This is a genomic window from Haemophilus haemolyticus, from assembly GCF_001008275.1.
In the GTDB taxonomy this organism is placed as follows: domain Bacteria; phylum Pseudomonadota; class Gammaproteobacteria; order Enterobacterales; family Pasteurellaceae; genus Haemophilus; species Haemophilus haemolyticus_P.
In genome coordinates this window covers 93,976-119,161 of sequence record NZ_LCTH01000029.1, presented here as the reverse complement: position 1 = coordinate 119,161, position 25,186 = coordinate 93,976, and the positions used below count along the sequence as shown (strand labels likewise).

General features: G+C 37.7%; 21 protein-coding genes and 2 tRNA genes. 5 read left to right on the top strand and 18 right to left on the bottom strand.

Going from position 1 to position 25,186, the window contains the following annotated elements; all coding sequences use genetic code 11:
• Window positions 1-51 precede the first annotated feature (51 nt).
• The 3 genes from AAX15_RS04550 to lptF all read right to left on the bottom strand — a co-directional run bounded on the left by AAX15_RS04550 (window position 52) and on the right by lptF (window position 3,157).
• A complete protein-coding gene (locus AAX15_RS04550; protein ID WP_046939327.1) occupies window positions 52-894 on the bottom strand; it encodes a patatin-like phospholipase family protein in 843 nt (280 codons plus the stop codon).
• 86 nt (window positions 895-980) lie between these two features.
• Window positions 981-2,057, bottom strand: coding sequence for an LPS export ABC transporter permease LptG (lptG, locus tag AAX15_RS04545; protein WP_046939324.1), 1,077 nt, complete (start codon window positions 2,055-2,057; stop codon window positions 981-983).
• A 5-nt stretch (window positions 2,058-2,062) separates the two neighbouring features.
• Window positions 2,063-3,157, bottom strand: coding sequence for an LPS export ABC transporter permease LptF (lptF, locus tag AAX15_RS04540; RefSeq protein WP_046939323.1), 1,095 nt, complete (start codon window positions 3,155-3,157; stop codon window positions 2,063-2,065).
• Between the two features lie 106 nt (window positions 3,158-3,263).
• Between lptF and AAX15_RS04535 the strand changes: the two genes are divergently transcribed.
• The gene (locus AAX15_RS04535) at window positions 3,264-4,739 is read left to right on the top strand and encodes a leucyl aminopeptidase (protein ID WP_046939322.1); all 1,476 of its coding nucleotides are present in this window, start codon (window positions 3,264-3,266) and stop codon (window positions 4,737-4,739) included.
• Window positions 4,740-4,774: 35 nt separating this feature from the next.
• Here the strand turns inward: AAX15_RS04535 and AAX15_RS04530 are convergent, their stop codons facing one another.
• The 4 genes from AAX15_RS04530 to modA all read right to left on the bottom strand — a co-directional run bounded on the left by AAX15_RS04530 (window position 4,775) and on the right by modA (window position 9,835).
• Window positions 4,775-6,802 carry a BCCT family transporter gene (locus tag AAX15_RS04530; protein ID WP_046939321.1) on the bottom strand — a complete coding sequence of 676 codons (2,028 nt, stop codon included), beginning with the start codon at window positions 6,800-6,802 and terminating at the stop codon, window positions 4,775-4,777.
• A gap of 363 nt (window positions 6,803-7,165) precedes the next feature.
• The gene (gene modC / locus AAX15_RS04525; protein WP_046939320.1) at window positions 7,166-8,221 is read right to left on the bottom strand and encodes a molybdenum ABC transporter ATP-binding protein ModC; all 1,056 of its coding nucleotides are present in this window, start codon (window positions 8,219-8,221) and stop codon (window positions 7,166-7,168) included.
• A complete protein-coding gene (gene modB / locus AAX15_RS04520; protein WP_005628423.1) occupies window positions 8,208-8,936 on the bottom strand; it encodes a molybdate ABC transporter permease subunit in 729 nt (242 codons plus the stop codon). The genes modC and modB overlap by 14 nt, the downstream gene beginning before the upstream one ends.
• 134 nt (window positions 8,937-9,070) lie before the next feature.
• On the bottom strand, window positions 9,071-9,835 hold the full coding sequence (gene modA, locus AAX15_RS04515; protein ID WP_046939319.1) for a molybdate ABC transporter substrate-binding protein: 765 nt from the start codon (window positions 9,833-9,835) through the stop codon (window positions 9,071-9,073).
• A 137-nt stretch (window positions 9,836-9,972) separates the two neighbouring features.
• Here modA and AAX15_RS04510 point away from each other — a divergent pair, with 137 nt between their 5' ends.
• Entirely contained in the window at window positions 9,973-10,740 is a 768-nt protein-coding gene (locus AAX15_RS04510; RefSeq protein WP_046939318.1) for a TOBE domain-containing protein, read from the top strand.
• Between the two features lie 94 nt (window positions 10,741-10,834).
• On the opposite strand, the gene AAX15_RS04505 is transcribed toward AAX15_RS04510, so the two are convergent.
• From AAX15_RS04505 to rsgA, 7 genes are all read right to left on the bottom strand, one after another.
• Window positions 10,835-11,290 carry an NfeD family protein gene (locus AAX15_RS04505; RefSeq protein ID WP_046939317.1) on the bottom strand — a complete coding sequence of 152 codons (456 nt, stop codon included), beginning with the start codon at window positions 11,288-11,290 and terminating at the stop codon, window positions 10,835-10,837.
• 83 nt (window positions 11,291-11,373) lie between these two features.
• Window positions 11,374-12,291 carry an SPFH domain-containing protein gene (locus AAX15_RS04500; RefSeq protein ID WP_005628412.1) on the bottom strand — a complete coding sequence of 306 codons (918 nt, stop codon included), beginning with the start codon at window positions 12,289-12,291 and terminating at the stop codon, window positions 11,374-11,376.
• Window positions 12,292-12,370: 79 nt separating this feature from the next.
• Window positions 12,371-13,570: a mannose-6-phosphate isomerase, class I gene (manA, locus tag AAX15_RS04495; protein WP_046939316.1), complete on the bottom strand. Its 1,200-nt coding sequence runs from the start codon at window positions 13,568-13,570 to the stop codon at window positions 12,371-12,373.
• A 93-nt stretch (window positions 13,571-13,663) separates the two neighbouring features.
• Window positions 13,664-14,164 (bottom strand): PTS glucose transporter subunit IIA, encoded by a 501-nt coding sequence (gene crr / locus AAX15_RS04490; protein ID WP_005632596.1) that lies wholly within the window; start codon window positions 14,162-14,164, stop codon window positions 13,664-13,666.
• A gap of 60 nt (window positions 14,165-14,224) precedes the next feature.
• On the bottom strand, window positions 14,225-15,952 hold the full coding sequence (ptsI, locus tag AAX15_RS04485) for a phosphoenolpyruvate-protein phosphotransferase PtsI (protein ID WP_046939315.1): 1,728 nt from the start codon (window positions 15,950-15,952) through the stop codon (window positions 14,225-14,227).
• 78 nt (window positions 15,953-16,030) lie between these two features.
• Entirely contained in the window at window positions 16,031-16,288 is a 258-nt protein-coding gene (ptsH, locus tag AAX15_RS04480) for a phosphocarrier protein Hpr (protein WP_005628404.1), read from the bottom strand.
• Window positions 16,289-16,450: 162 nt separating this feature from the next.
• Window positions 16,451-17,491 (bottom strand): small ribosomal subunit biogenesis GTPase RsgA, encoded by a 1,041-nt coding sequence (gene rsgA / locus AAX15_RS04475; protein ID WP_046939314.1) that lies wholly within the window; start codon window positions 17,489-17,491, stop codon window positions 16,451-16,453.
• A gap of 70 nt (window positions 17,492-17,561) precedes the next feature.
• On the opposite strand from rsgA, the gene orn reads away from it, so the two are divergent.
• From orn to AAX15_RS04460, 3 genes are all read left to right on the top strand, one after another.
• On the top strand, window positions 17,562-18,110 hold the full coding sequence (orn, locus tag AAX15_RS04470) for an oligoribonuclease (RefSeq protein WP_009500975.1): 549 nt from the start codon (window positions 17,562-17,564) through the stop codon (window positions 18,108-18,110).
• 93 nt (window positions 18,111-18,203) lie between these two features.
• Window positions 18,204-18,279 (top strand) — tRNA-Gly (locus AAX15_RS04465).
• 24 nt (window positions 18,280-18,303) lie between these two features.
• Window positions 18,304-18,379, top strand: a tRNA-Gly gene (locus tag AAX15_RS04460).
• Between the two features lie 131 nt (window positions 18,380-18,510).
• Here AAX15_RS04460 and wecA read toward each other — a convergent pair.
• From wecA to glnD, 4 genes are all read right to left on the bottom strand, one after another.
• Window positions 18,511-19,578, bottom strand: coding sequence for a UDP-N-acetylglucosamine--undecaprenyl-phosphate N-acetylglucosaminephosphotransferase (gene wecA / locus AAX15_RS04455; RefSeq protein WP_046939313.1), 1,068 nt, complete (start codon window positions 19,576-19,578; stop codon window positions 18,511-18,513).
• A gap of 151 nt (window positions 19,579-19,729) precedes the next feature.
• Complete coding sequence (locus AAX15_RS04450) at window positions 19,730-20,269, bottom strand: YadA C-terminal domain-containing protein (RefSeq protein WP_046939312.1); 540 nt, start codon at window positions 20,267-20,269, stop codon at window positions 19,730-19,732.
• Window positions 20,241-22,391 (bottom strand): ESPR-type extended signal peptide-containing protein, encoded by a 2,151-nt coding sequence (locus AAX15_RS09690; protein ID WP_046939311.1) that lies wholly within the window; start codon window positions 22,389-22,391, stop codon window positions 20,241-20,243. The genes AAX15_RS04450 and AAX15_RS09690 overlap by 29 nt, the downstream gene beginning before the upstream one ends.
• A gap of 185 nt (window positions 22,392-22,576) precedes the next feature.
• Window positions 22,577-25,168, bottom strand: a complete 2,592-nt coding sequence (gene glnD / locus AAX15_RS04440; protein ID WP_046939310.1) for a bifunctional uridylyltransferase/uridylyl-removing protein GlnD — start codon at window positions 25,166-25,168, stop codon at window positions 22,577-22,579.
• Window positions 25,169-25,186 lie beyond the last annotated feature (18 nt).

The following is a 25,186-nucleotide window of genomic DNA, read 5'->3' as shown; positions in this document are numbered from 1 at the left end:
TAAATAAAATAAAAGTAGTAAAGTTAAACGGTTAAAGTTACTCATTTTTTATTATCGATTTAAATAGTCCAATAAATTTTTCCACTGTAATTGCATATCTTTCATACCCAGCTCATACATTGCCTGTAATTTATTGGGATCTTTTTCAATACGCTTAATCTTCAAATCAACAGAAGGTCGAATAACAAAAATATCGCCTTTTTCTGCTAGCTTAATCACATTTTCAACTTGTTGATTATACATGGCATAACGCTGATTTACGGCATCTGCAAAATCAGGATAACGTCGATAAAACCATTTGGCAATCCAAGCCATCGGCTTAGATTTTCTATAATCTAAAGTGCGGGTAAGAATGACAATGATTTTATCGTATCCTAACATCTGCATTTGTTCTACAGGAATAGAATCAACAATAGCGCCATCCAAATAAGGAATCCCGTCTATCTCTACAGGACGAGAAACATAAGGCATAGCGGAAGTAGCACGCAACACCTCCATTTGGCCCAAAGGATCTATTAATTTGACATATTCTGCTTGCGCAGTTTGTAAATTAGTTACAGCTACATAAAAATCTATATCTGATTCTTTAAACGTTTTATTATCAAACACATCATATTTGAAAGGTACTTCATAAAAAGCAAAATCTTTATTCACGATATTGCCTGTCCTCACCAAACTTTTAAAACTGATATAACGCTTATCCGATATAAATTTCTTGTTGTAACGAATTGCCCGCTCTTTTTGCCGAGAAGGATAATTAACCCCAAATAATGCACCTGCAGAAACGGAAATGATACCATCAACCCAAAAATCTTTATCTAAGAAGGTATCTAGTACTCCCGCAGTGTACATGCCTCGCATCGCCCCACCTTCTAATACTAAGCCAATTTTCATTGATTTTTTAACTTCTTCCATTTGAAAACAACACATAAAAATATTGCGTGCCATTTCTGAACACGCAATTATTTGAACGATCTGAATTAATCCCGTTTCCGACTCAGCAACCACCAAATCATCACGATAAATAGCAAACTTGGCATTAGCGCACCGAAAACAGCAGGCATGTTATAAACAACGCTCATTTGCCCGAAGATTTCATTTACTACATAGAACAAAAAGCCAAAACAGATGCCCGTTACAATTCTAGCGCCCGCGGTCACACTGCGTAGCGATCCAAAAATAAACGATAATGCCAATAACATCATCACACCAACAGACACAGGTTGGAAAATTTTCCGCCAGAATGTGAGTTCAAAGCGACTCACATCCTGACCTGTTTCACGTAAAAATGAAATGTAATTATACAAACCTGAAATAGACAGTGATGTAGGACGTAAAGAAACAGCGCCTAATTTATCTGGCGTTAAATTTGTTTCCCATTTTTCCGATAAGCGATTACTTGTCGTGATTTCATCTTTGCTAATCATAGAATGGTTCACTTGACGTAAAGTCCATTTACTTTCATCTTCCGAATAACTTGCTTGGTTAGCATGTTTCAACTCCGTCAAATTACGATGCTGATCAAAAGTATAAATATAAATATCGTTTAATTTTGTGTCATCCGTCACACGTCGAACAAACACAAAATTATTACCATCTTTTGCCCAAACCCCATTTTTCATGGAAAGCATTGAACCACCAGAAAGCTCTCGAGCACGCATATCACGTGCGAATTGTTCGGTTTGTGGAATCCCCCATTCACCAATCACCATGGTTAACAATACTAATGGTAATGCGGTTTTCATCACTGCCATACCAATTTTAAAACGAGAAAATCCGGCGGCTTGCATCACAACGAGTTCGCTTCGACTTGCAAGATTACCTAAAGCCATTAGGGCACCAAGCAATGCCGCCATAGGAAAGAAAGTTTCAATATCTTTTGGAATGGTTAACCCAGTAAAAGCCACCGCTTGCCAAATATCATAAGTACCTTTACCCACACTACGAAATTGTTCCACAAATTTGATAATGGCAGAAAGCCCAACCAATGTAAGCAAAGTGGCAAAAATTGAGCCAAGAATACTTTTTCCAATATAACGATCGAGGGTATTCATCATTTTGCTTATCCTTTTCTACTGAATAAATGGCGGAATTTATACATCGCAGCACTATCCCAACCGTTTAACACTATGCCAAGCAACAAAAAGCCAATATTAACAAGAGGCATAAAAATAGCAGCATCTAATTTTCCCGCTGCGCCCGCAGATTTAAAGGAACTTTGTAATAAAAAATAAATTAAATAGAGTAAAAGTGCGGGTAAAATTTTGGCAAATCTACCTTGTCGCGGATTTACACGACTTAACGGAACAGCAATTAACGCCATTAGTGGAACAGCTAGGATTAATGTTATACGCCAATGCAATTCAGATTTCGCAGAAGGAGAGTCTAAAGCGATAAGTTGAAACAACGTTAATTCCGCTACTTCATCATTCGTATTTTCTGTTTCCTGATGACCTAAATAGGCTTGATATTCATCAAAATGCGTAATGCGGAAATCAGGCAAAACAGACGTGCCTTCAACTCGTTGCGTATTTTGTAAATTCAGAATTTGATCGCCATTTGGCAGCGCTTTTAATTCGCCTTTTTCAGCAGTCACGACGGATGGTTTCGTTTGTCCTTTTGGTGCCGTTTGGAACAAATACACGTCATTAATTTGATTTCCCTTGATACTATCAATAAATAAAACAAAATTGTTGTTATTCGTTGCTATAAACTGACCTGAAGCAAGCGCCCCCATTGTTGGATTCGCTTTGGCATCTTCCACAATTGCAGCTTGTTTTTGAATTGACCAAGGCGAAAGCCACAAGACGTTATAAGCAGCAAGTCCCGCAGTAACCAATGAAAGCATTAACGCCACACGCACTAAAACACGTTGCCCGACACCACAAGCACGCATCACCGTTATTTCACTTTCAGCATAAAGACGACCAAAAGTCAGTAAAATCGCAATAAACAAACATAATGGCAACATTAATTGCGCCATAGCAGGCATGCCTAACCCTAGCAAGGAAAATACCAAGTCAGCCGGCACTTTACCATTAGCCGCAGATCCCAGTACGCGCACTAACTGCTGAGAAAAAAATATCAGCAATAAAATGAACAAAATAGCGACTTGGCTCTTAAATACTTCTTTCGTTAAATATCGAATTAAAATCATCTTATATCGTTTGTTTTTCTAAATCTAAAGCGGGGAAAACTGGATAAAATCGGTCGCGTATGATACCTTATTTTCGCTGAATTAAACAGAAATTTAAGGACATCAAATGAAATATCAAGCAAAAAATGCCGCACTTTCTCAAGCCAGTGATTGCATTGTTTTAGGCGTATATGAGAACAATGTATTTTCAAAAAGTTTCCATGAAATCGATCAATTAACCCAAGGCTATTTAAACGATTTACTGAAATCAGGTGAGCTAACTGGCAAATTAGCCCAAACTGTTTTACTTCGTGATCTTCAAGGTCTGGCTGCCAAACGCGTGTTAATCGTTGGCTGTGGCAAAAAAGGAGAACTCACCGAGCGTCAATATAAACAAATCATCCAAGCTGTATTAAAAACACTAAAAGAAACCAACACGCGTGAAGTTGTTTCTTATTTAACTGAAATTGAATTAAAAGAGCGCGATCTTTATTGGAATATCCGCTTTGCCATTGAAACGATTGAACACACCAATTATCAATTTGATCATTTCAAATCTCAAAAAGCTGATGCTTCTGTTTTAGAATCCTTCATCTTTAATACGGATTGTGATCAAGCTCAACAAGCTATTTCTCACGCCAATGCGATTAGCTCAGGTATAAAATCAGCACGCGACATCGCAAATATGCCACCCAATATTTGCAACCCAGCATATCTTGCTGAACAAGCAAAAAATTTAGTGGAAAATTCTACCGCACTTTCATTGAAAGTTGTGGATGAAGAAGAAATGTCAAAACTTGGAATGAACGCTTATCTTGCCGTCTCAAAAGGCTCTGAAAACCGTGCTTATATGTCTATTTTGACATTCAATAATGCGCCAGATAAAAACGCCAAACCAATTGTACTTGTCGGCAAAGGATTAACCTTTGATGCGGGCGGTATTTCACTTAAACCTGCCGCTGACATGGATGAAATGAAATATGACATGTGTGGTGCGGCTTCTGTCTTCGGCACAATGAAAGCCATTGCAGAATTGAATTTGCCATTAAACGTTATTGGTGTTTTAGCTGGTTGTGAAAATCTGCCTGATGGCAATGCTTACCGCCCAGGCGATATTCTCACCACTATGAATGGCTTAACCGTAGAAGTGCTCAACACCGATGCAGAAGGTCGCTTAGTCCTTTGTGATGCTCTTACTTATGTTGAGCGTTTTGAACCAGAGCTTGTTATTGATGTTGCAACCTTGACGGGTGCTTGTGTGGTTGCTCTTGGCCAACACAATAGTGGCTTAATTTCTACAGATAATGATCTTGCCAATGCACTACTCTACGCAGCAACAGAAACCACAGACAAAGCGTGGCGTTTACCATTAAGCGAAGAATATCAAGAGCAACTGAAATCACCTTTCGCCGATCTTGCCAACATTGGCGGACGCTGGGGTGGCGCAATTACAGCGGGTGCATTTTTGTCTAACTTCACGAAAAAATATCGCTGGGCACATTTAGACATTGCAGGTACAGCTTGGCTACAAGGCGCAAATAAAGGCGCAACTGGCCGCCCTGTTTCGCTATTAACCCAATTTTTGATTAATCAGGTTAAATAACCACAAAACTGGCACACGTTGCACCTTTAAATCGATTACTCTGCTAGTTCGGTTTGCTCGTGTGCCATTAGTTCCTGACCCACATCATCAAGCAAACTTAAATAACGTTCATATTGTTTCAACATATCGGCGATCAATTCATCTTGATCCATATATTGAACATCATAACCAACTCGTCCATCAAAGAAATAAGTGTAAGGCTCATAAGTAACATTGTGTTGAATGTGCGGTAGATTTTCATCGTTAATTAATTGCTCTGACACTTCGCGCCCAACAGATTTAATACCATACATAAAATCTCGCATTGATTCTTTATGAATTACCAATTCCAAAGCTGGCTCTTCTTGTTCAAATAATGTATTGATTTCTACACTTAAATTATATTTTCCTGTTAATTCTTGACGTAATTCTCGCATAGCGGGTAACGCCGTATTTTTAAGAAAACGTAAAATATCTTTCTCTTGCGTTTGGTTCATCATTTGCTCTAAATGTGATTTCCATTTATCGCCGCTCCAGAAAATGCTAGTTGGATTGACTTTAGTAGAAAAATATTTTTTATCCGCAATTAAGCCTTTCCATAAACTAAAACACATTACCAACATTAATAAAGCAAAAGGCAAGGCTACAATTAATGTCATTGTTTGCAAATTAGCAAGTCCACCAGACTGCATAAGCACAATTGCAACAACTGACATTAACGTTCCCCACATTATGGCTTGCCACGCAGGCGAAGCTAAACTTTTATCACGAGATGCAATGTTATTTAACACATAAATGCCTGAATCAGCTGAAGTGATAAAAAACAATGAAATCACTAATAAACTCACAAAACCAGTTATTGTTGGCAAAGGCAGATAATTTAAAAATTTAAATAATAAAATTTCTGGAGAAGAAATAAATTCGCCAAGCCCGCCCGCAGCAATGCCATCATTTAGCCATACCGCTGTATTACCAAAAACAGTAAACCATAAAATACCAAATAAACTTGGAATAACTAATACGCCAAAAATAAATTCACGTATAGTTCGTCCTTTAGAAATACGGGCAATAAATAAACCCACAAACGGAGCCCAAGAACACCACCAAGCCCAATAAAGCACAGTCCATCCACTAAACCAGCCAGTATGTTCTTGTTCATAAGCATAGGTTTTAAAACTGAGTTGCACTAAATTGCTGAAATAATTACCAATATTGTCGCTAAAGGCAGATAAAAGGTATAACGTAGGCCCTGCAATTAAAACAAAAAGGAGTAAACCAAATGCTAAAGTTAAGTTAATTTCACTTAATATTTTCACGCCTTTTCCAACACCAGAAATGGCAGAAAACACCGCTAAACACATTACCACAACAATAACGCCAACTTGTAAACCAAAGCTGTTCTGGCTTATCCAACCTATTTGTTCAAACCCTGCACCAAGCTGTGATGAACCGAAACCTAATGTAGTAATAATCCCAAACAATGTGGCAAGTAACGCCATTACATCAATCGCATCGCCGATTTTGCCATTAATACGATCTTTTAATAAAGGATAAAAACAAGAGCGCAATGCTAAAGGTAATTTATAACGAAACCCAAAATAAGCTAATGCTAAAGCAATGGTGCCATATACTGCCCAAGCGTGAATGCCCCAATGGAACAGAGTGTGAAGTAAAGCCTCTTGTTGTTTATGTTCAGCTGAACCTGCTGTAATGTCAGAAAGATAATGGGTTAATGGTTCTGCTACGCCAAAAAACATCAGACCAACTCCCATTCCAGCAGCAAATAACATCGCAAGCCAAGATAAGAAACTAAATTCAGGTTCTTCTTCATCCTGCCCTAGTTTTATATTGCCAAGACTACTTACTGATAAAATTAATAAAAATACTAAAAACACTGAAAAAGTGAGCACATAAAACCAACTAAAATTGGCAAAAATGCTGGTTTTAGCTTGATTCAATAATTCTTGAGTTTGTGCTGGGGCAATTAAAATCATCGCCATAAGTAACAACACAAAAAATAATGTAACGCCAATTACCAAAGGATTAAATGACGTTCGATTTTTCATAAATTGAAATAAAAACAAGCTTTTCTCCTTAAAAATTAAGTGAGTAAATTAAAAATTAGATTTTATAAATGTTGCCTAAAAGCAAAAGTGTGTAATGGAACCACTACAAATGACAGCACATAGAAGTGCGATTTTGAAGGAAACGTTCAGTAGGAATTGAAGAATTGTTTCCAAAAAGTAAAAATATAATAACAAAATATGATTTTTATTTCAAATTAGTGAGATTTTGCTTTAAAAATGCGGTAAACACCAAATATTTTTATTTATACAATTTTCTAAAATGAATCTTGATAAAGCGAATATAGGAATGAACTTTATTGAAATAGAATATTTATTTAATAAAAACCGCACTTGGAGAAAAACAAAGTGAGGTCATTTTTACTACATCACCGACACCGCTTTAATTTGAACATAAACATCCTGCCCAACAGCAAAACGCAGTTCATTTTGCGCCCATTTACTGATACTTGCCCAAATCTTATGTCCTTCCACCAGCACCGAAATATCTACCCGAGAATCTTGTATTTCAATTTGTGCGACTTGGCCACGTAAAATATTACGAATGCTTGTTTGTTCTGGCTTTTGCAGTGTAATAGAAACATCTGAACTATAAATACAAACTCGCACTCGCTCGCCTACATTCGCTGGCACTTGATGAATCCAAAGCACTTGTTCGCCTAAGGAAAGTGCGGTCATTTTATAAGGCGGATTATGCAAATGAACGGGCAAGGCAAGTACACTACTCTGTTCGCTTTCCCCTTTCCAAGGGGCAAAAATAGCACTATTCCAAATTTTTTCTACGCTGTCATAGGCTTTCACAATGCCGTTTTCCATCAGCACAACGCGATCAGCTAAACGCAACAGTTCGTCCAAGCTGTGGGTAACATATAAAATCGGGATATTAATTTCTTTAGAAAGACGTTCCAAATATTGCATTAGCTCGCGTTTACGGGGAACATCAAGAGCTGAAAGTGGTTCGTCCATCAGTAAAATATCGGGTTCTGCCAATAATGCTCGACCAATTGCTACACGTTGTTTCTCTCCGCCAGAAAGCGTAAGTGGATAACGCTTTAATAAGTGAGTAATACCGAGAAGATCGACAATATAGTTAAAATCATCTTGCGAGACATTTTTCATACCATAACGCAAATTGCCTTTCACACTGTAGTGAGGAAATAAGCGCGCGTCTTGGAATACATAGCCAATTTTACGCAAGTGAGTCGGCAAGCATTCTTGTATTTCCATATCCACTAAAGTGCGGTCATTTAAACGGATGAATCCTTCGTCTGGTTGTATCAAGCCACTGACGAGATTAATCAACGATGTTTTGCCTGAGCCAGACAAACCGAAAATGGCGGTCACCCCTTGATCTGGCACTTGTATATTCGCTTGCAAGGCAAGTTGCCCGAGCTGTTTTTTCACATTAATCTGCAACATTTCCTTGTCCTAATTTTTTCTGCATTCGCTTGCTCAACCACTCTGACAATAGCAAAGAAATCAATGAAAGAATGATAGCAAATAAACATAAGCGAGCAGTTTGTTCTTCTGCTCCCGGTGTTTGAATAAAAGAATACATCGCAAGGGGAATCGTTTGAGTTTCGCCTGCAATGTTCGACACAAAGGTTATAGTCGCGCCAAATTCTCCTAATGATCGTGCGAAACCAAGCACGAGCCCAGCTAAAACCCCAGGTAAAGAAAGTGGCAAGGTTATTGTAAAAAATACACGCCAAGCGGAAGCGCCGAGTGTTTGCGCCGCTTGCTCCAATTTAATATCAATATTTTCTAAAGAAAGTCGAATCGCGCGAACAACCAATGGAAAGGCAACCACGGCAGAGGAAAGCACAGCCCCCTTCCAACTAAAACCAAAAGATAAGCCAAACCACTGATATAAATACTTGCCAATAAAACCATTGCGCCCCATTGCCACAAGCAATAGATAACCGATAACCACAGGTGGCAATACTAAAGGCAAATGAATTACGCCAGTAATCAGGGATTTGCCATAGAAATTTTTACGCGCTAAGAGCCACGCAACAAAAATGGCTAACGGCAAACTCCAAAGCATAGAACTGACCGCAACACTCAGGCTTAAATTAATCGCTGAGATTTCCATTGGAGTCAGATTGAAAAATGAAAAAATTTGGGTAAGCAAAATGAATCCTTATACAAATAGCCTCTCTTTAAATCCCTTGTTTATGGGAATATCCCACATTAATGAGAGGTAAGATGCTCTATAATAACAAAAGGGCAGAAATATCCGCCCTTAATAAATGTTAAAATGCCACCTTATTTTGCAGAGAAACCATACCCTACAAGCACTTTCTTCGCTACATCTGATTCTAAATATTTCAAGAAATCGCGAGAATCCGCATTATCATGACCTTTTACAATAGAAACAGGATAAACAACTGGTTTATGACTATCCGCTGGGAAAACCGCAACCGTTTTAACTTGTTGGCTCACTTTTGAGTCAGTGCTGTACACAATACCGTAAGGTGCTTCTGCACGTTCAACTAAAGCTAATGCGCCACGCACATCTTTAGCACGCGCTAAACGATCTTGTACTTTATCCCATAAATTTAATTTAGTTAATGCTTCTTCTGCGTATTGACCAGCAGGCACGTGCGCAGGATCGCCAACAGATAAATAGCTATCTTTTAATGCATTAATCCATTCGCCTTTTGCAATATCCACAGAATTTACCGCACTTTTTGCTGGTGCAATTAAGACTAAATCATTGCCCACTAAAACTTTTTCGGTTTCTTTTACGGTTAAATCTTTTTCAGAAAGATATTTCATCCATTTATTGCTTGCAGATACAAAAATATCCGCTGGCGCGCCTTCTTCAACTTGTTTTGCTAAAGTTGAAGAAGACGCGAAAGAAAACACTACTTCATTTTTCGGATTTTGTTTTGCGTAATCTTTTGCAACTTGTTGTAAAGCATCTGTCATTGAAGCCGCTGCAAATACAGTCACTTTAGCGGATGCTGCAAAAGAAAAGCCTAATCCTGCGATTAAAAGCGCGGTTGAAATTTTAGTTAATTTTTTCATGAATCATCTCCTATGATTAAACGTTATTTACTTGATTATATATTGAAATAAATAATAATCATATAGCAAAAGAAAAATTATTTAGTAAAATATATAACGCTTAGGCTTACCACTTAGGATTACTTAGGGACAGCAAAATGAAAAACACCGAAATTTTACTCACCATTAAACTTCAACAAGCACTTTTTATCGATCCAAAACGAGTGCGTTTACTCAAAGAAATTCAACAATGCGGTTCAATTAATCAAGCAGCGAAAAATGCAAAAGTGAGCTATAAAAGTGCGTGGGATCATTTAGAAGCGATGAATAAAATCAGCCCTCGCCCATTGCTTGAACGAAATACAGGTGGAAAAAATGGCGGAGGTACGGAGCTTACCACTTATGCCGAGCGTTTGCTCCAACTCTACGATTTATTAGAACGTACGCAAGAACACGCTTTTCATATTCTACAAGATGAATCTGTGCCATTAGATAGTTTGCTCACGGCAACTGCACGTTTTTCTTTACAAAGTAGCGCACGCAATCAATTTTTTGGACGAGTGGCACAACAACGAATCATTGACTCTCGTTGTGTTGTGGATGTGAATGTGCAAGGATTACCAACACCGTTGCAAGTTTCTATTACCACTAAAAGCTCTGCTCGTTTGAAACTGATTACGGAAAAAGAAGTGATGCTGATGTTCAAGGCACCTTGGGTGAAAATTAGTGAAAAACCACTAGAGAACCAATCTAATCAGTTCCCTGTAAATATCAAATCACTAAATGAAGAAGAAGCGATCCTTCAATTTTCTGAAAGCGACATTGAATTTTGTGCCACAGTCCACCAGCCAAATCAATGGCAAATCGGGCAACAGGTTTGGATTCATATTGATCAAGAGCAAATTATTTTAGCGACGCTAGGTTAATCTCAAAGTGCGGTAAATTTTGGAAGAACATTTTGATCATACAAAAAAGACAGGCTTGATGCCTGTCTTGTTTGTTATCAATTAAAATCCGAAACTAATTAGAAATATTTTTTACAATTAGCGTAATTCCATCCACACGTTCAACTTCAATTAATGCACCGACTGTAAGATTATCACCTTGAATGCGCCAAGTTGTGTCGCCAAAAGCGCCCCGACCAATTCCATTCGCGCCAAGTTCTTGAACAATACCTTGTTTACCAAGTAAGGCATGATCGCGTTGATTTAATGTTGAATGAGATTGATCATGGCGATCTTTACCATGTTGATATTTCCACCAAATCACAGAAAGTATACAAGCTAATAGAGCATAAAAAATAGCAAGTGAGGCAAGAGAAAGGCTTGGAAAAAGAAATTGTACAAATGCCGTCACTAAAGCTGCTAATCCCCACCATAGCAAAAATATCCCTGGTGTAAGCACTTCACCAATAAGCAAAATAAAGCCTAAAATCAGCCAATGCCAAAGCGTCCAATTTATTAACCAATCCGCCATAGATTCTCCTATTTGTTGTAAAGGCTTTTTATTACAAAAGTGCAGTGATAAACGATTAAAAAAATCACCGCACTTTATCTAAATTAAGATTTTTTATCGCCCTTTAATAACTCCGCAATACCTGCAACAGAACCAATTAAATTGCCAGCTTCTAATGGCATAAGCACGACTTTACTGTTTCCTGAACTACCGATTTCTTTCAATGCTTCCGTGTATTTTTGTGCAATAAAGTAATTAATTGCTTTGGTGTCACCGCTGGTAATGGCTTCTGATACCATTTGTGTTGCTTTTGCTTCAGCTTCCGCGGCACGTTCTCGGGCTTCAGCTTGTAAAAAGGCTTCTTGTCGCTCCCCTTCCGCTTTTAGAATTCTAGCTTGTTTTTCACCTTCAGCACGAAGAATCTGAGCTTGGCGAATCCCTTCAGCTTCTAATACTTCAGCACGTTTATTTCGTTCCGCTTTCATTTGAGCATTCATAGAATCAATCAATTCACGAGGCGGACGAACATCACGAATTTCAATACGCGTTACTTTAATCCCCCATGGATTTGTCGCTTCATCCACAATAGCCAATAATCGACTATTAATAGAATCACGTTGAGAAAGCATTTCATCAAGCTCCATCGAGCCAAGCACGGTGCGGATATTTGTCATCGTTAAATTGATGATAGCTTGTTCCAAATGGTTTACTTCATAAGCCGCACTTCGAGCATCAATCACTTGCACAAAACAAACCGCATCAATAGAAACATTGGCATTATCTTTAGAAATCACTTCTTGGGAAGGAATATCTAAAACTTGTTCCATCATATTAATTTTACGACCAATACGATCAACAAAAGGCACCACTAAATTTAGCCCTGGCATTAACGTTCTTGTGTAACGACCGAAACGTTCGATTGTCCAGTTATAACCTTGTGGTACGGTTTTCACTGTAGAAAACAAAATTAATGCGACTAATATCACAAAAATTAATGTGGAAATAGCGAATCCATCAAGCATATTTTTCTCCTTTAGTGGATAGATTGTATAAAAAGTCTATCAAATCCACCCGCACTTTTATAGCCTATTTTGTATAAAATTAAGGCAATTTTGCCACTACTGCATAGCCTTCAATTAAACCTTCCACTTCATAAGCCGCACCTGCGCTAATGAAAGCTGCCTCACCTTGTTTCAAAGAAAGTGCGGTCGTTTCTGAGCGTAAATTTAACAGGCCATTCATCACCAATAAAATACTCGCACTTTGTGCTTTTAAATGATGAATTTCACCACATTCATATTGAATATTTTGCAAAGCGAAATCTTGCGCAGGCGTAGCATAAGTAAATATACGCGTGTCTTGAGGTGCCGACGGAATAATTTTAGGCGCCACTTCACGACAATCGACAATTTTAAGCAATTCTGGAATATCCACATATTTAGGCGTTAAACCACCTCGAATCACATTATCCGAACATGCCATCAGTTCAATATTTTGCCCACGCAAATAAGCGTGCGGAATGCCTGCATCTTGGTAAATTCCCTCGCCTTTTTTGAGGTGCACAATATTAAACAAATAGAAGCAGATTAAACCAGCATCTAATTTATCTAAAGAAATATTCATTGCATCAATGGTGTAAAGCACCCAATAATCTGGATTAGTTAAATCCAGATTATTAGTCTCATAAGCAGTTTGATTTTCCAACAGAATTGGAGAAAGCCATTGGTGTAGCTGAGCTTGTTCTGCTTGCATAATATCGGCATAGAAAGCATGTAAATCTTGTTCATTCAATTTTTTCGCAAGCGGGGCTAAAGATGATCTCGATGCTAAAGTTTCAATAATATCCGATTTATTTTTAAAACCATGCAACAACCAGAAATCAGATAAAGCAATCATCATTTCAGGTTTATGATTATTATCTTTATAAGTACGTGTTGATGCGTTTAACTCAATACCTTTCGCATTTTCTTCCGCAAAACCTATTTCAGCTTGCGTTTTTGTTGGATGAAGTTGAATAGAAAGAGGTTGGGCAACATCAAGAATTTTTAATAAATAGGGTAATTCATCACCAAAACTTGCTCGGCTTTGTGAGCCAAGTGCGGTAGGATTTTTCTGTAAAAATTCAGTAAGTAATACATTTTTACCATCAACCTCAATGCTTGAAGGCGCAGAATTATGTGTGCCTAACCACCATTCAGCATAATATTGATTTTCTTCCGCAGGAATATTCAGTAATTGAGGAATATATTGATGCCCTCCCCATACGTAATTTTGGAGTGAGCCATTAAGTTTATAGATCATTTTTAATTTTTCCGTTGAATCCTATCTACACCAAAGTTTTATTTGCATAAATAAAAAATCCGCACAAAGGCGGACTTTTTTATCGTAAACAAATTATTTTTTTAAGGCTAATACCACTGACTCTCCAGCGACGACTTCACCTGATTTTTTCACGATGCAAGAAATTTCATCCATATTGGAAATAACAATGGGTGTTAACACAGATTTTGCTTTTGATTCTAATAAAGGAAGATCAAATTCAATCACGGTGTCACCGCGCTTAACAGATTGACCTTCTTGCGCAATACGAGTAAAGCCTTCACCTTTCAACTCAACGGTATCAATACCAAAGTGTACAAATAATTCTACACCTTCTTTTGATTCCATTGAGAAAGCATGGTTGGTTTCAAAAATTTTACCAATCACACCATCCACTGGCGCAACGATTTTGTTACCGGTAGGACGAATAGCAACACCATCACCCACGATTTTTTCAGAGAAAACCACATCGGGAACATCTTCAATATTTACAATCTCACCAGAGATAGGTGCATAAATTTCAACTTCCACAGATTTGTTTTCTTTTGAACCGAATAACTTGTCAAATAAGCCCATTTTAATCTCCTATCAATTCATAGATGGCTGTTATTTTAACGTAAAATCAAACAATTTTGTTTAATTTAATGCATTTTCCGCCAAAAATTCTTCGATTAACTGCTCAATTTCCGAAGCGGTCGGTTTTTGTAATGCGGCATTAGCAAGTGCTTTTGCATCTTGAAAATTCACATTACGGATTAATTTTTTAATTCGAGGTACGGAAATAGCACTCATACTAAATTCATCTAATCCCATACCAAGTAACAATAAAGTTGCACGTTCATCACCGGCTAATTCACCGCACATTCCCGTCCATTTTCCCTCTGCATGAGAAGCATCAATTACTTGTTTTATTAAACCAAGCACAGATGGCTGCATCGGATTATAAAGATGTGAAATTAACTCATTTCCTCGATCCACCGCCAAAGTATATTGGGTTAAATCGTTAGTGCCGATACTGAAGAAATCGACTTCTTTTGCTAAGAATTTTGCATTTACAGCAGCAGATGGTGTTTCAACCATTACACCCACTTGGATATGCTCATCAAAATCTTTGCCTTCTGCACGTAATTCCGCTTTTAATGTTTCAATAACCGCTTTTAATTCTCGAATTTCTTCTACAGAAATAATCATCGGGAACATCACCGCCAATTTACCAAACGCTGAAGCGCGTAATACTGCGCGTAATTGTGCATTTAAAATTTCACGGCGATCTAACGCAATGCGAATCGCACGCCATCCTAAGAATGGATTCATTTCTTTTGGTAAATCTAAATATGGAAGCTCTTTATCGCCACCAATATCCATAGTACGAAGCACGGTTAAACGCCCGTTCATTGCTTCTACGACTTCTTTATAGGCTATGAATTGCTCTTCTTCCGTCGGAAGCTGTTCACGATCCATAAATAAGAATTCAGTTCGGTATAAACCAATACCTTCTGCACCATTGCGATCTGCCCCTTCACAATCACGGATTGTCCCGATATTCGCGACCACATCAACCTTGTGTCCATCCAATGTGATTGCTGGAAGATCTTTTAATTTAGCTAACTCTGCTTTTTCCTCAGAAATTTTAGCTTCAAGTGTTTTTAATTCATCAATCTGAGATTGTGTTGGATTAATATAAACTTGATTATTTATGGCATCTAAAATTAAGTAATCACCTGTATTGACTAATTCAGTCACATTATTTGTGCCTACAATCGCCGGTAATTCTAAAGAACGCGCCATAATAGAAGTATGAGATGTTCTACCACCAATATCAGTGACAACCCCTAATACTTTTTCAAGATTAAGTTGAGCAGTTTCTGAAGGAGTCAGATCATAAGCGACAAGAATTGATTCTTCTTGAATATCGCCAAGATCTACTATGTACATGCCCAAAATATTTTTAATTAAACGGTTACCAATATCACGAATATCGCCAGCACGCTCTTTCAAATATTCATCATCGATCTCCGACAACATTGTGACTTGTTGATCAATAATTTTACTCGCTGCAACTGCGGCATTGACCTTATTTGAACGAAGATAATCAAGAATTTCTTCTTCTAATTCCTCATCCTCAAGGATCATCAAGTGACCTTCAAAGATTGCAGCTTTTTCTTCACCTAAAGAAATTAATGCACGCTCTCTGATTGAATTAAGTTGTTCCACCGCCGCGCTACGTCCTTCGTAAAACCGAGCGACTTCTGCATCAATTTGATCATCAGTAATTTTTTGCGTATCAAGAACAATCTTTTCTTCTTTAAGAACAAGTGCCTTACCAAAGGCAATACCAGGTGATGCGAGAATACCAGAAATCATAGATACCTTCCGAAATAATTAAAAAGGAATAGATAAACAATAGCCATAAAATTTCACAATTTTATGGCTAAGTAAGAATTATTCTAAAGTTGGAATCAAAGCGACTAAATGCTCAACTGCCTGCTGCTCATCTTCGCCTTCAGCAGAAATGGTGATAACTGTACCCTGTGTTAAACCTAGCGTTTGTAGCTTAAACAAACTTTTTGCACTTGCGCTCTTACCAGCAGATGTTACTGTGATATCAGAAGAAAATGCTTTGGCTTCTTTCACAAATTGTGCTGCTGGACGAGTGTGTAAACCGTTTGGCGCGGTGATTTCAACATCTTTTGAGTACATAATGCTACCTCTCTACTAAATAATAGTTAAAAAAAACAAAGATAAAATCCGCCTTAGTATCCTTGTTCAAAAGCGAATAATCAAGAATAAACACTAAAAAAGTTGAATTAGATCATAAAAAAACGCAGGGTTTGTTTATTTATCATCCAGCTTACGCAATCGTTAAACTGCTGAAAAATGACGTTGTGATTTTGTTTCACTTAAACTTTCAATTAATCGATGATAATTATCATAACGAACAGGCGAAATCTTGCCTTGCTCGACGGCTTCACGTAATGCACATCCTGGATCGCTCAAATGTTTACAATCACGGAATTTACAGGTTCCCAAAACATATTGAAATTCTCGATAGCCTTTTGTGATTTGCTCCGCATCTAAATGCCAAAGCCCAAATTCTCTAATTCCTGGCGAATCAATTAAATTGCCACCTTGTGGCAAATGATAAAGACGAGATGAGGTCGTCGTATGCTGCCCTAAGCCTGATGTTTCGCTCACGTCCCCTACTTGAGCATTTACGCTAGGCAAAATATGATTAATCAAACTCGATTTACCGACACCAGATTGCCCAACAAAAATCGCCGTGCCTTGTGCCAAAAGTGCGGTTAATTTTTCCATATTTTCACCGCTCTTTGCTGAAATCATTAAAATCTCATAGCCAATACCTTGGTAAATTTTAAGTTGTTCTTCAATTTCTTGACGCTGTTCCTGCATCAATAAATCCACTTTATTCAAAACAATGAGAGGCGTAATTCCCGCAATTTCACACACAACAAGATAACGATCGATAATATTTAAGGAAAGCGTTGGCAATACTGCTGATACAATAATAATACGATCAATATTTGCCGCAATGGGTTTCAAACCATCATAATAGTCAGGGCGGGAAATTTCATTTTCTCGAGGGTGAATCGCCTCAATCACGCCACTCACACCTTGTAATTGTTCATTGCCTTTACGCCAAACGACTTTATCTCCCACCACCAAACTCGACAAGGTACGACGCAAATTACAACGATAAATTTCGCCTTGTTCATTTTCGACATCTGCATGAATCGAATAACGCGTGACCACAACACCTTCTTGTGATTCGCCAAGCATTTCATCTGACCATTCAATCTCTTTTTTCTTATGGCGATGTAAGGTTTTCGCATTATTCGATTGAATTCTTCTAGTTTGGTTTTGAGTTAATTTACGTTTAGCCATAAAAGTGCGGTCGTTTTTTCCCTTGTTTTTGGTAAAATGAAAAAAATTTTTGCATAGGATACCTGATATTATGCCATTCGATAAACAAAATCTTATTTGGATTGATTTAGAAATGACCGGTTTAGATCCGGAAAAAGAACGTATTATTGAAATTGCCACTATCGTAACAGATAAAAATTTAAATATTTTGGCAGAAGGCCCTGTGTTGGCTGTTCATCAGTCTGATGAATTACTCAATAAAATGAATGATTGGTGCCAAAAAACACATAGTGAAAATGGCTTAATTGAACGCGTAAAAGCCAGCAAACTTACCGAACGAGCAGCAGAATTACAAACCTTAGACTTTTTAAAAAAATGGGTGCCCAAAGGTGCGTCGCCAATTTGCGGTAACAGCATTGCCCAAGATAAACGCTTCTTAGTGAAATATATGCCTGATTTAGCTGATTATTTTCATTATCGTCATTTAGACGTGAGCACATTAAAAGAACTTGCAGCACGTTGGAAACCTGAAATTTTAGAAGGCTTTAAAAAAGAGAATACGCATTTGGCGCTAGATGACATTCGAGAATCAATTAAAGAGCTAGCTTATTATCGCGAACATTTCATGAAATTAGATTGACGAAAACTTCAACAAAAAATTTCTTTTTATGAAATTGCCCTTGCAAGCTCTAAAAATATTTGTATAATGCGGGCTCATTCACTGATGTGAACTGCGGGAATAGCTCAGTTGGTAGAGCACAACCTTGCCAAGGTTGGGGTCGCGAGTTCGAGCCTCGTTTCCCGCTCCAATTTCACATTATAAAAGCATTATTGCGGGAATAGCTCAGTTGGTAGAGCACGACCTTGCCAAGGTCGGGGTCGCGAGTTCGAGCCTCGTTTCCCGCTCCAAATTTCAATCCCTAGCCAAAAGGCTGGGGATTTTTTCTATCTACAAAAATAGCTCACCAAAATATTAAAAGTGCGGTGTATTTTCTCAAAAAATAAAGGCCTGTGATTTAATAACACAAGCCTTTATTTTTTTATGCTTTCTTCAACCGTTTTGCACGACGTTTCATTCTTCTGACCCAACGAGTAATTCGCCATGCACGCGTAATTGAATAGACATAAAGGAAAAATAAAATGAAAAAGCCGACAAACATCGCCCACTCATTCACATAATAAACTTCCCCTAAAATACCGATAGTTGCACAAATTGCAGAAACAAACGTAATCAATAAAAAGGCTTGTCTTGATGTTAAACCCGCTCTCACCATTAAATGATGAACGTGTAAACGATCTGGGCGGAATGGGCTTTTGCCTTTACGTACACGGCGATAAATAATCGCAACCATATCAATCAAAGGAATCGCAATAATCCAAAGTGCGGTTACTGGATTCATAGGATGCCCTTTTCCTTGCGTACTCAATAACAAAATCCAAATAATGGTAAAGCCAATTAATGTACTCCCCGCATCCCCCATAAACACCTTATATTTCGGTCCAAATGGAATGCCTAGATTGAGCATCAAATAAGGTAAAATCGATACGATTAAAGCAAAACTCCAATGCGCCATATCCATTTGCCCATCTCGATACATCAAGAAACCAATCGCGGCAAAAGAAACGCAAGAAAGCCCACCGAGCAATCCATCAATACCATCAATCATATTAAAGGCATTAATAATCGCAATAGTGGCAAAGACGGTAATAATCAAACCAATTGAACCAAGCGTTAACTGGAAAGGCCCTAAAATTTGACCTAAATGATCAAGATAAACATTCCCGAGATCGATCATTAAAATCGCCAGTATTGCTTGAATCCCTGCTCTTAAGAAAGGACTGATATCAAAGCGATCATCTAAAATCCCTATCGCCAATAAAACAAAAATACTGAACAAATAGAGATAAGGTAATCGAAGTTGATCCCATTCCATCAGGTAATAGCAAAGATTTCCAACAAAAAGCGATACACCACCGATTAGCGGAATTGCGCCTTGATGACGTTTACGATAGTTTGGCTTATCAACTAATCCAATCCAATTGGCAACTGGTCGCATCACAATCAATGTTAAAAATGCGCCAATAAAAGTAACAAAAATACTCAGCATAGTGTGACCCTAAAATTTTTTTGTAAAGGATAACATAAGGCAAATTTACCTAGAAATATATTTTTCAAGAACCACTATTTTTCACTTCAACGCCCGTATTTTTATAAAAAATGCGGTCCAAATTGACCGCACTTTTACTCTTATCCTTATTTTACCAGTGGTATCCTACACTACCGCCCGCATTAACATCGCTTTGGCTATTGACACTCGCACCCAATTTAATCTCAATTTTGTTATTGGTTAAACGTCTGCCGTAACCGACCGCTAACGCGTGTTCTCCTTTATAAGTGCCAACTGCCACAGAAACCGCAGACTCTCCAGCAAAATTTCCCCCTTGCAAGAAAGCAATCGCTGTTGCCCCCGCAATCCCTGCCCGCAAGTCTTTATTCATTTTTTGCATATTGCGATCGAGTTGTTGAATAGATTGCTGATCTTTGCGGATTTGTGCTTTCAAGCTATCGTGTTCAGTACGAAGCTGTTGTAACTCTACTTTACTCGCTCCGCCACCTAACATCTCAGCAAATTCAGTTTCTGATTTACCTTGATTAGCTGGTAATTTTTTCCAACTTTCATAAGCAGATTTACCGTCAGCACCTTTTTCGCCTTGGTCACCTTTAGCACCTTTAATTGAGGTTAAGAATTCCTCTTCGGTTTTACCTTGATTACCATCTTTCGCTTTCCAAGGCATCATAAGCAGATTTACCGTCAGCACCTTTTTCACCTTGGTCACCTTTAGCACCTTTAATTGAGGTTAAGAATTCCTCTTCGGTTTTACCTTGATTACCATCTTTCGCTTTCCATAGATCGTAAGCAGATTTACCGTCAACACCATTTGTACCATTTGTACCTTTAAGTGAAGTTAAGAATTCCTCTTCGGTTTTACCTTGATTGCCATCTTTCGCTTTCCAGGCATCATAAGCAGATTTACCGTCAGCGCCTTTATCACCTTTTTCGCCTTTCAATTCAGGCATTTGCTTAATGGTTTCTTTATTCAATGAAACAACGGTTTTTCCGTCTTTATCTTCTGTTTTCAAGCCACCTTCAAAAGTATAAAGTTTTGTAAAAAACATTTTAAAGTTATCTTCTGTGAAAATTGTTTTACCTCCCGCTTTTAAAACACCATCATCAGCGGTAAGTGAAACTGTTTTATCGCCCTCTCCCAATGTAACGCCAGTAAAACTTGGAGATTTCAACATTCCAATACGCAATACTCCAGCGTCGTTAAATGTCACTAAATTATCAGAAGTGTACTTAGCTTTATTAGCATCGTTATAAACTAAATCACTTTTGCCTTGAATCTGAAAAATACTGCCAATTTCTTTTGTAATTAGTTTATCTTTGGTACTATCTGCTTGATCTTTATCATAATCATTCAACGCAAATGTTAAACCTGCGTTTTTTAATGATTTCAATTGAGCAACATTTACTGCATCGGTGTCTTCCGTACCTGCGGCAACGCTAATAATCTGACGTGTTTCACCATATTGTGTATCACCAATAGAAACAGCACCTAATGTGCCTTTCCAAGTAGAGCGAATTTTATTTTTTTCCACTTGTTTCTTATTTAGTTCTTTCTTTTTTTCCGCTATTTCTTGTCTATTCTGTGTAATTTTATTTTCAACAACGCCTAACTCAGTTGTATTATTTTCATTTTTTAGTTGTTTCTTTTTATCTTCTAATTGTGAAAGTTCAGCTTGAAGTTCATTAATTTTCTCTTCCAAAGGAGAAATTTCTCCATTAACTCTATCTATTTCAGTTTTTATATCTCCAACGAAACTCCCATTTTTAGTATTTATTTCTGAAAAATCATAACCAATCGTATCTATAGAACGATTACTTACAGAATCAAATCCTAAAGCAACCGAGGTTTCAATGTTAGAAGAGGAGCTTGTCCCGATTGACACACTGTTTACTGCATTTTCTTTAGAAGAGGCTCCTGTACCGATTGACACACTGTTTACGGCATTTGCTTTAGCTGCAAAACCGATGGCTAATGCTCCCTCTTGTTTAGCTTTCGCCGCAGGTCCTAATGCTGTAGCCTTTGAAGCTGTAGTTTCGCTTTGAAAACCCAAAGCAACTGAATAATTAAATTCAGTAGTTTTATTAAAATTATTAGCCATTGAGCCAATAGAAGTATTATTAATTCCCTTAATATTTGTACCTGAATTTTGCCCCAAGGCGACATTATTATTACCACTTACCAAAAGACTAGAATTAAAACCAATTCCGATATTATGATCTCCTTTTATGCCTTTTCCCGCAGTATTACCATAAGCTAAATTATTATGTCCTGAAGCATTAGAGCCAGCAGAATAACCTATATAAACATTGATAGAGTCCTTACTATTTTCACCAGCACCATAACCTAAAAAAATGTTTCCAATTTGTCCATTTTCTGATGAGGATGAACCTTTTCCAGCATTTTTACCGATTGAAATACTATTATCTATATTTGCTAATGCGCCATCGCCAATAGCAATTGAACCCAATTTTTTCGCACCATCATTATTAACATTACTTTCTTCCGATGTATTATCTGATTTCACACTAACATATTTAATTTTTTGTGTTTTAAGTGTATTAATTTCTTGTTTTAAAGTATCAATATCTTGTTTTAACTGCTCAATTTCAGAATCAGCAGCAAAACTATTTGTTGAAAATAAGAAAAGAGAAGAAAATGTTAAGGCTGGGAGGTAATGTGTCAAAACTTGCGATCTACAACGTTTTGATTTTGATTTTCCTTTTGCTAATTCAGATACAACTTGGAACATTTGCAAACCAGCGTTCCACACGACTTTATAAATATTATTCATATAAACTCCGATATTTAAGATTTAAGTACAACAGTTATGAGCAAACAATACAAAACTCGTTGTACACCTACAAACTGAAAAGTATCTTATTTGTATCACACAAAAAAATCAATCAAATCGAAAAAAACAAGAAAAAGTGCAATTGGATATTTTTTGTTCTTTATTTTATTAGAGAGTATAAATATTCACCTAATTCGCTGAATAATAACACTGTTCAATCTTTCCCTTTCCTCTCTTGCAAGTGCTTGCCCAAATCGGTTCGTCAAAATAAAAAAGTCCTCGGCTTTCTCGCCCACAGTGGTAATTTTCGCATTCAATAAATTGAGATTTAGCTCACTAAAAATATGGCTCACTTGCGCTAATAACCCCGGTTTATCCAACGCAACCAGTTCCATTTCAGTATGCTCTTTTTTGTTTTCGTGTAAAAAACGTACGTCGGTTTGTACAGTAAAGTGTTGAAGCTGACGATTCGGCGCAATAGAAAGTGCGGGTAATTTTTCACTTTGAAGGGCTACTGTTAGGGCTTGCTCTAATTCTCGGCGACGATCAAATTCCACTAATTCACCGTTAAGTTCTGTGATGATAAAGCTATCAAAAACATAACCATCTTGTGTCGTAATAATCTGCGCATCGTGGATACTGAATTTTTTTGCGCCTATAGTACTCACGACTTTATTAAATAAGTGCGGTTGATCTTGGCAATAAATAAATACTTCCGTGCCGCCAAGTGAAAAGCGATTACTAATTTTCACTAATAATGCCTCAGCGAAATCCACCAGCAAACTTGTATGCCACGCGATTTGTTTTGGCGTATTACGTACAAAATAATCTTCAGGGCAACGAGTCCATAATTGCTCAATAGAGATTAGTGCAATATGGGAATAATCCTGCGTTAAAATTTGTTGTGCAAGTTGTCGGTTTTCTGCCGATTTTTCTGAGTAATCAAGCAATTCTTTCATCCCTTGTGCAAATTGGTGTTCTGCAAATTCATATAAAGAGGCAAAAAGCGAACGTTTCCAGCTATTCCACAAATTACCATTGGTTGCACAAATATCCGCCACCGTTAAACAAGTGAGATAATCTAATCGAACTTGATTTTGCACGGCTTCCGCAAAATTCATAACCACTTCAGGATCATGAATATCACGGCGTTGCGCCGTAATTGACATCAGCAAATGAGATTTTACGAGCCAAGCAAGGGTATCAATTTCTCGGCGATCTAAACCATGTAATTGCGCAAAGTCTGCCACATCTTCTGCGCCAAGTTCTGCGTGATCGCCGCCCCGCCCTTTTGCAATATCGTGGAATAACGCCGCAATATAAAGCAAAGTGCGGTCAGAAAGTTGGCTAAAAATTCGATGAGCAATGGGATGTTCTTTCGCACTTTCCTGTGACAGAAAACTTTCCAATTTCAACATCACACGCAATGTATGCTCATCCACCGTATAAATATGGAACAAATCAAATTGCATTAAGCCCTCAATGGCTTGCCATTGGGGAAGATACGCTGTTAATACGCCATATTGGTGCATCGGCATAAATGCACGCTTAATCGCATTAGGTTGATTAAACAAACGCAGAAATTTTTCCCGAGCAGCAGGAATTTCACATAATTTTTGTGGTAATTGCTCTAAGGAAATTTGTAATTGACGCAAGGTATCAGAATGAATATTGGCCTGTTCGTACTGCGTTAAATAAAAGAATAGATCTAAAATTCTCGCTGGTTTTTCTTGAAAAACAAGGCTATTACGCAAACATAAGCATTGGTTAATCAGTTGAAAATCATCGTCTAACTGATGAATCACGCTGTCCTGATTTGATGAAAGCACATTTTCTCGATAATGCTGAATCAACAAATTACTAATCAGCGAAATTCGGTGCAATGCTTGGAAAAAACATTTCATCATTTTTTCCACAGCTTGATTGCCTTCCCCTAGAAAACCCAACAATTCACTGACTTTAATTTGGCGATCAAACAACAGACGATTATCGTAACGTTTCAAAATCAAATGCAAAGCGAACCGCACTTTAAATAAAAATGCACGACTTTCTTGTAGTTGCTGATATTCTTGAGGATAAATAAAACCACTTTGTAAAATGGCCTCAAGAGTCAGCGCTCCCGAATGGTGCAACGCCACCCAATACAACAAATGCAAATCACGCAAGCCACCGGGGCTGTACTTAATATCTGGCTCAAGGTTATAAGCCGTATTGTGATAACGCTGATAACGTTCTATTTGCTCTTGCACTTTGGCATTAAAAAAATCTTCTTTCGACCAAAAATCAGCACGTTTTACCAATTCATTTAGCGCACCAAAGTGCGGTCGATTTCCAGTGAGAAATCTAGCTTCTAATAAATTGGTGGCAATCGTAATATCTTGTTTTCCTTCCAATTCGCATTGTTCTAAGGTTCGAACACTATGTCCCACCTCAAAGCCACAATCCCATAAAAATTGGATAAATTGAGTGATTTTTTCTTCAATTTCTGGGCTAGGTATTTGCTCGACCAAAATTAAAAAATCTAAATCTGACAAAGGAAACATCTCACGCCGTCCATAACCGCCCACCGCAATTAAAGAAATTCCCAGTTGTTCACTTAATCCCATTTCCTGCCAAAGTTGAATCAATAATGCATCATAAAAATCACTGCGATTTTCAATCAGCTCAAAAATGGAATAACGAGAAAAATTCTCGAGCTCAAATTGCTTGAGATTTTCTCGCTCAATTTTGACCGCATTTGGTGTTAAAGGAGAAGATAGTGTCGGAGAAAACAGCATATTAATTGCCTTTTGTTA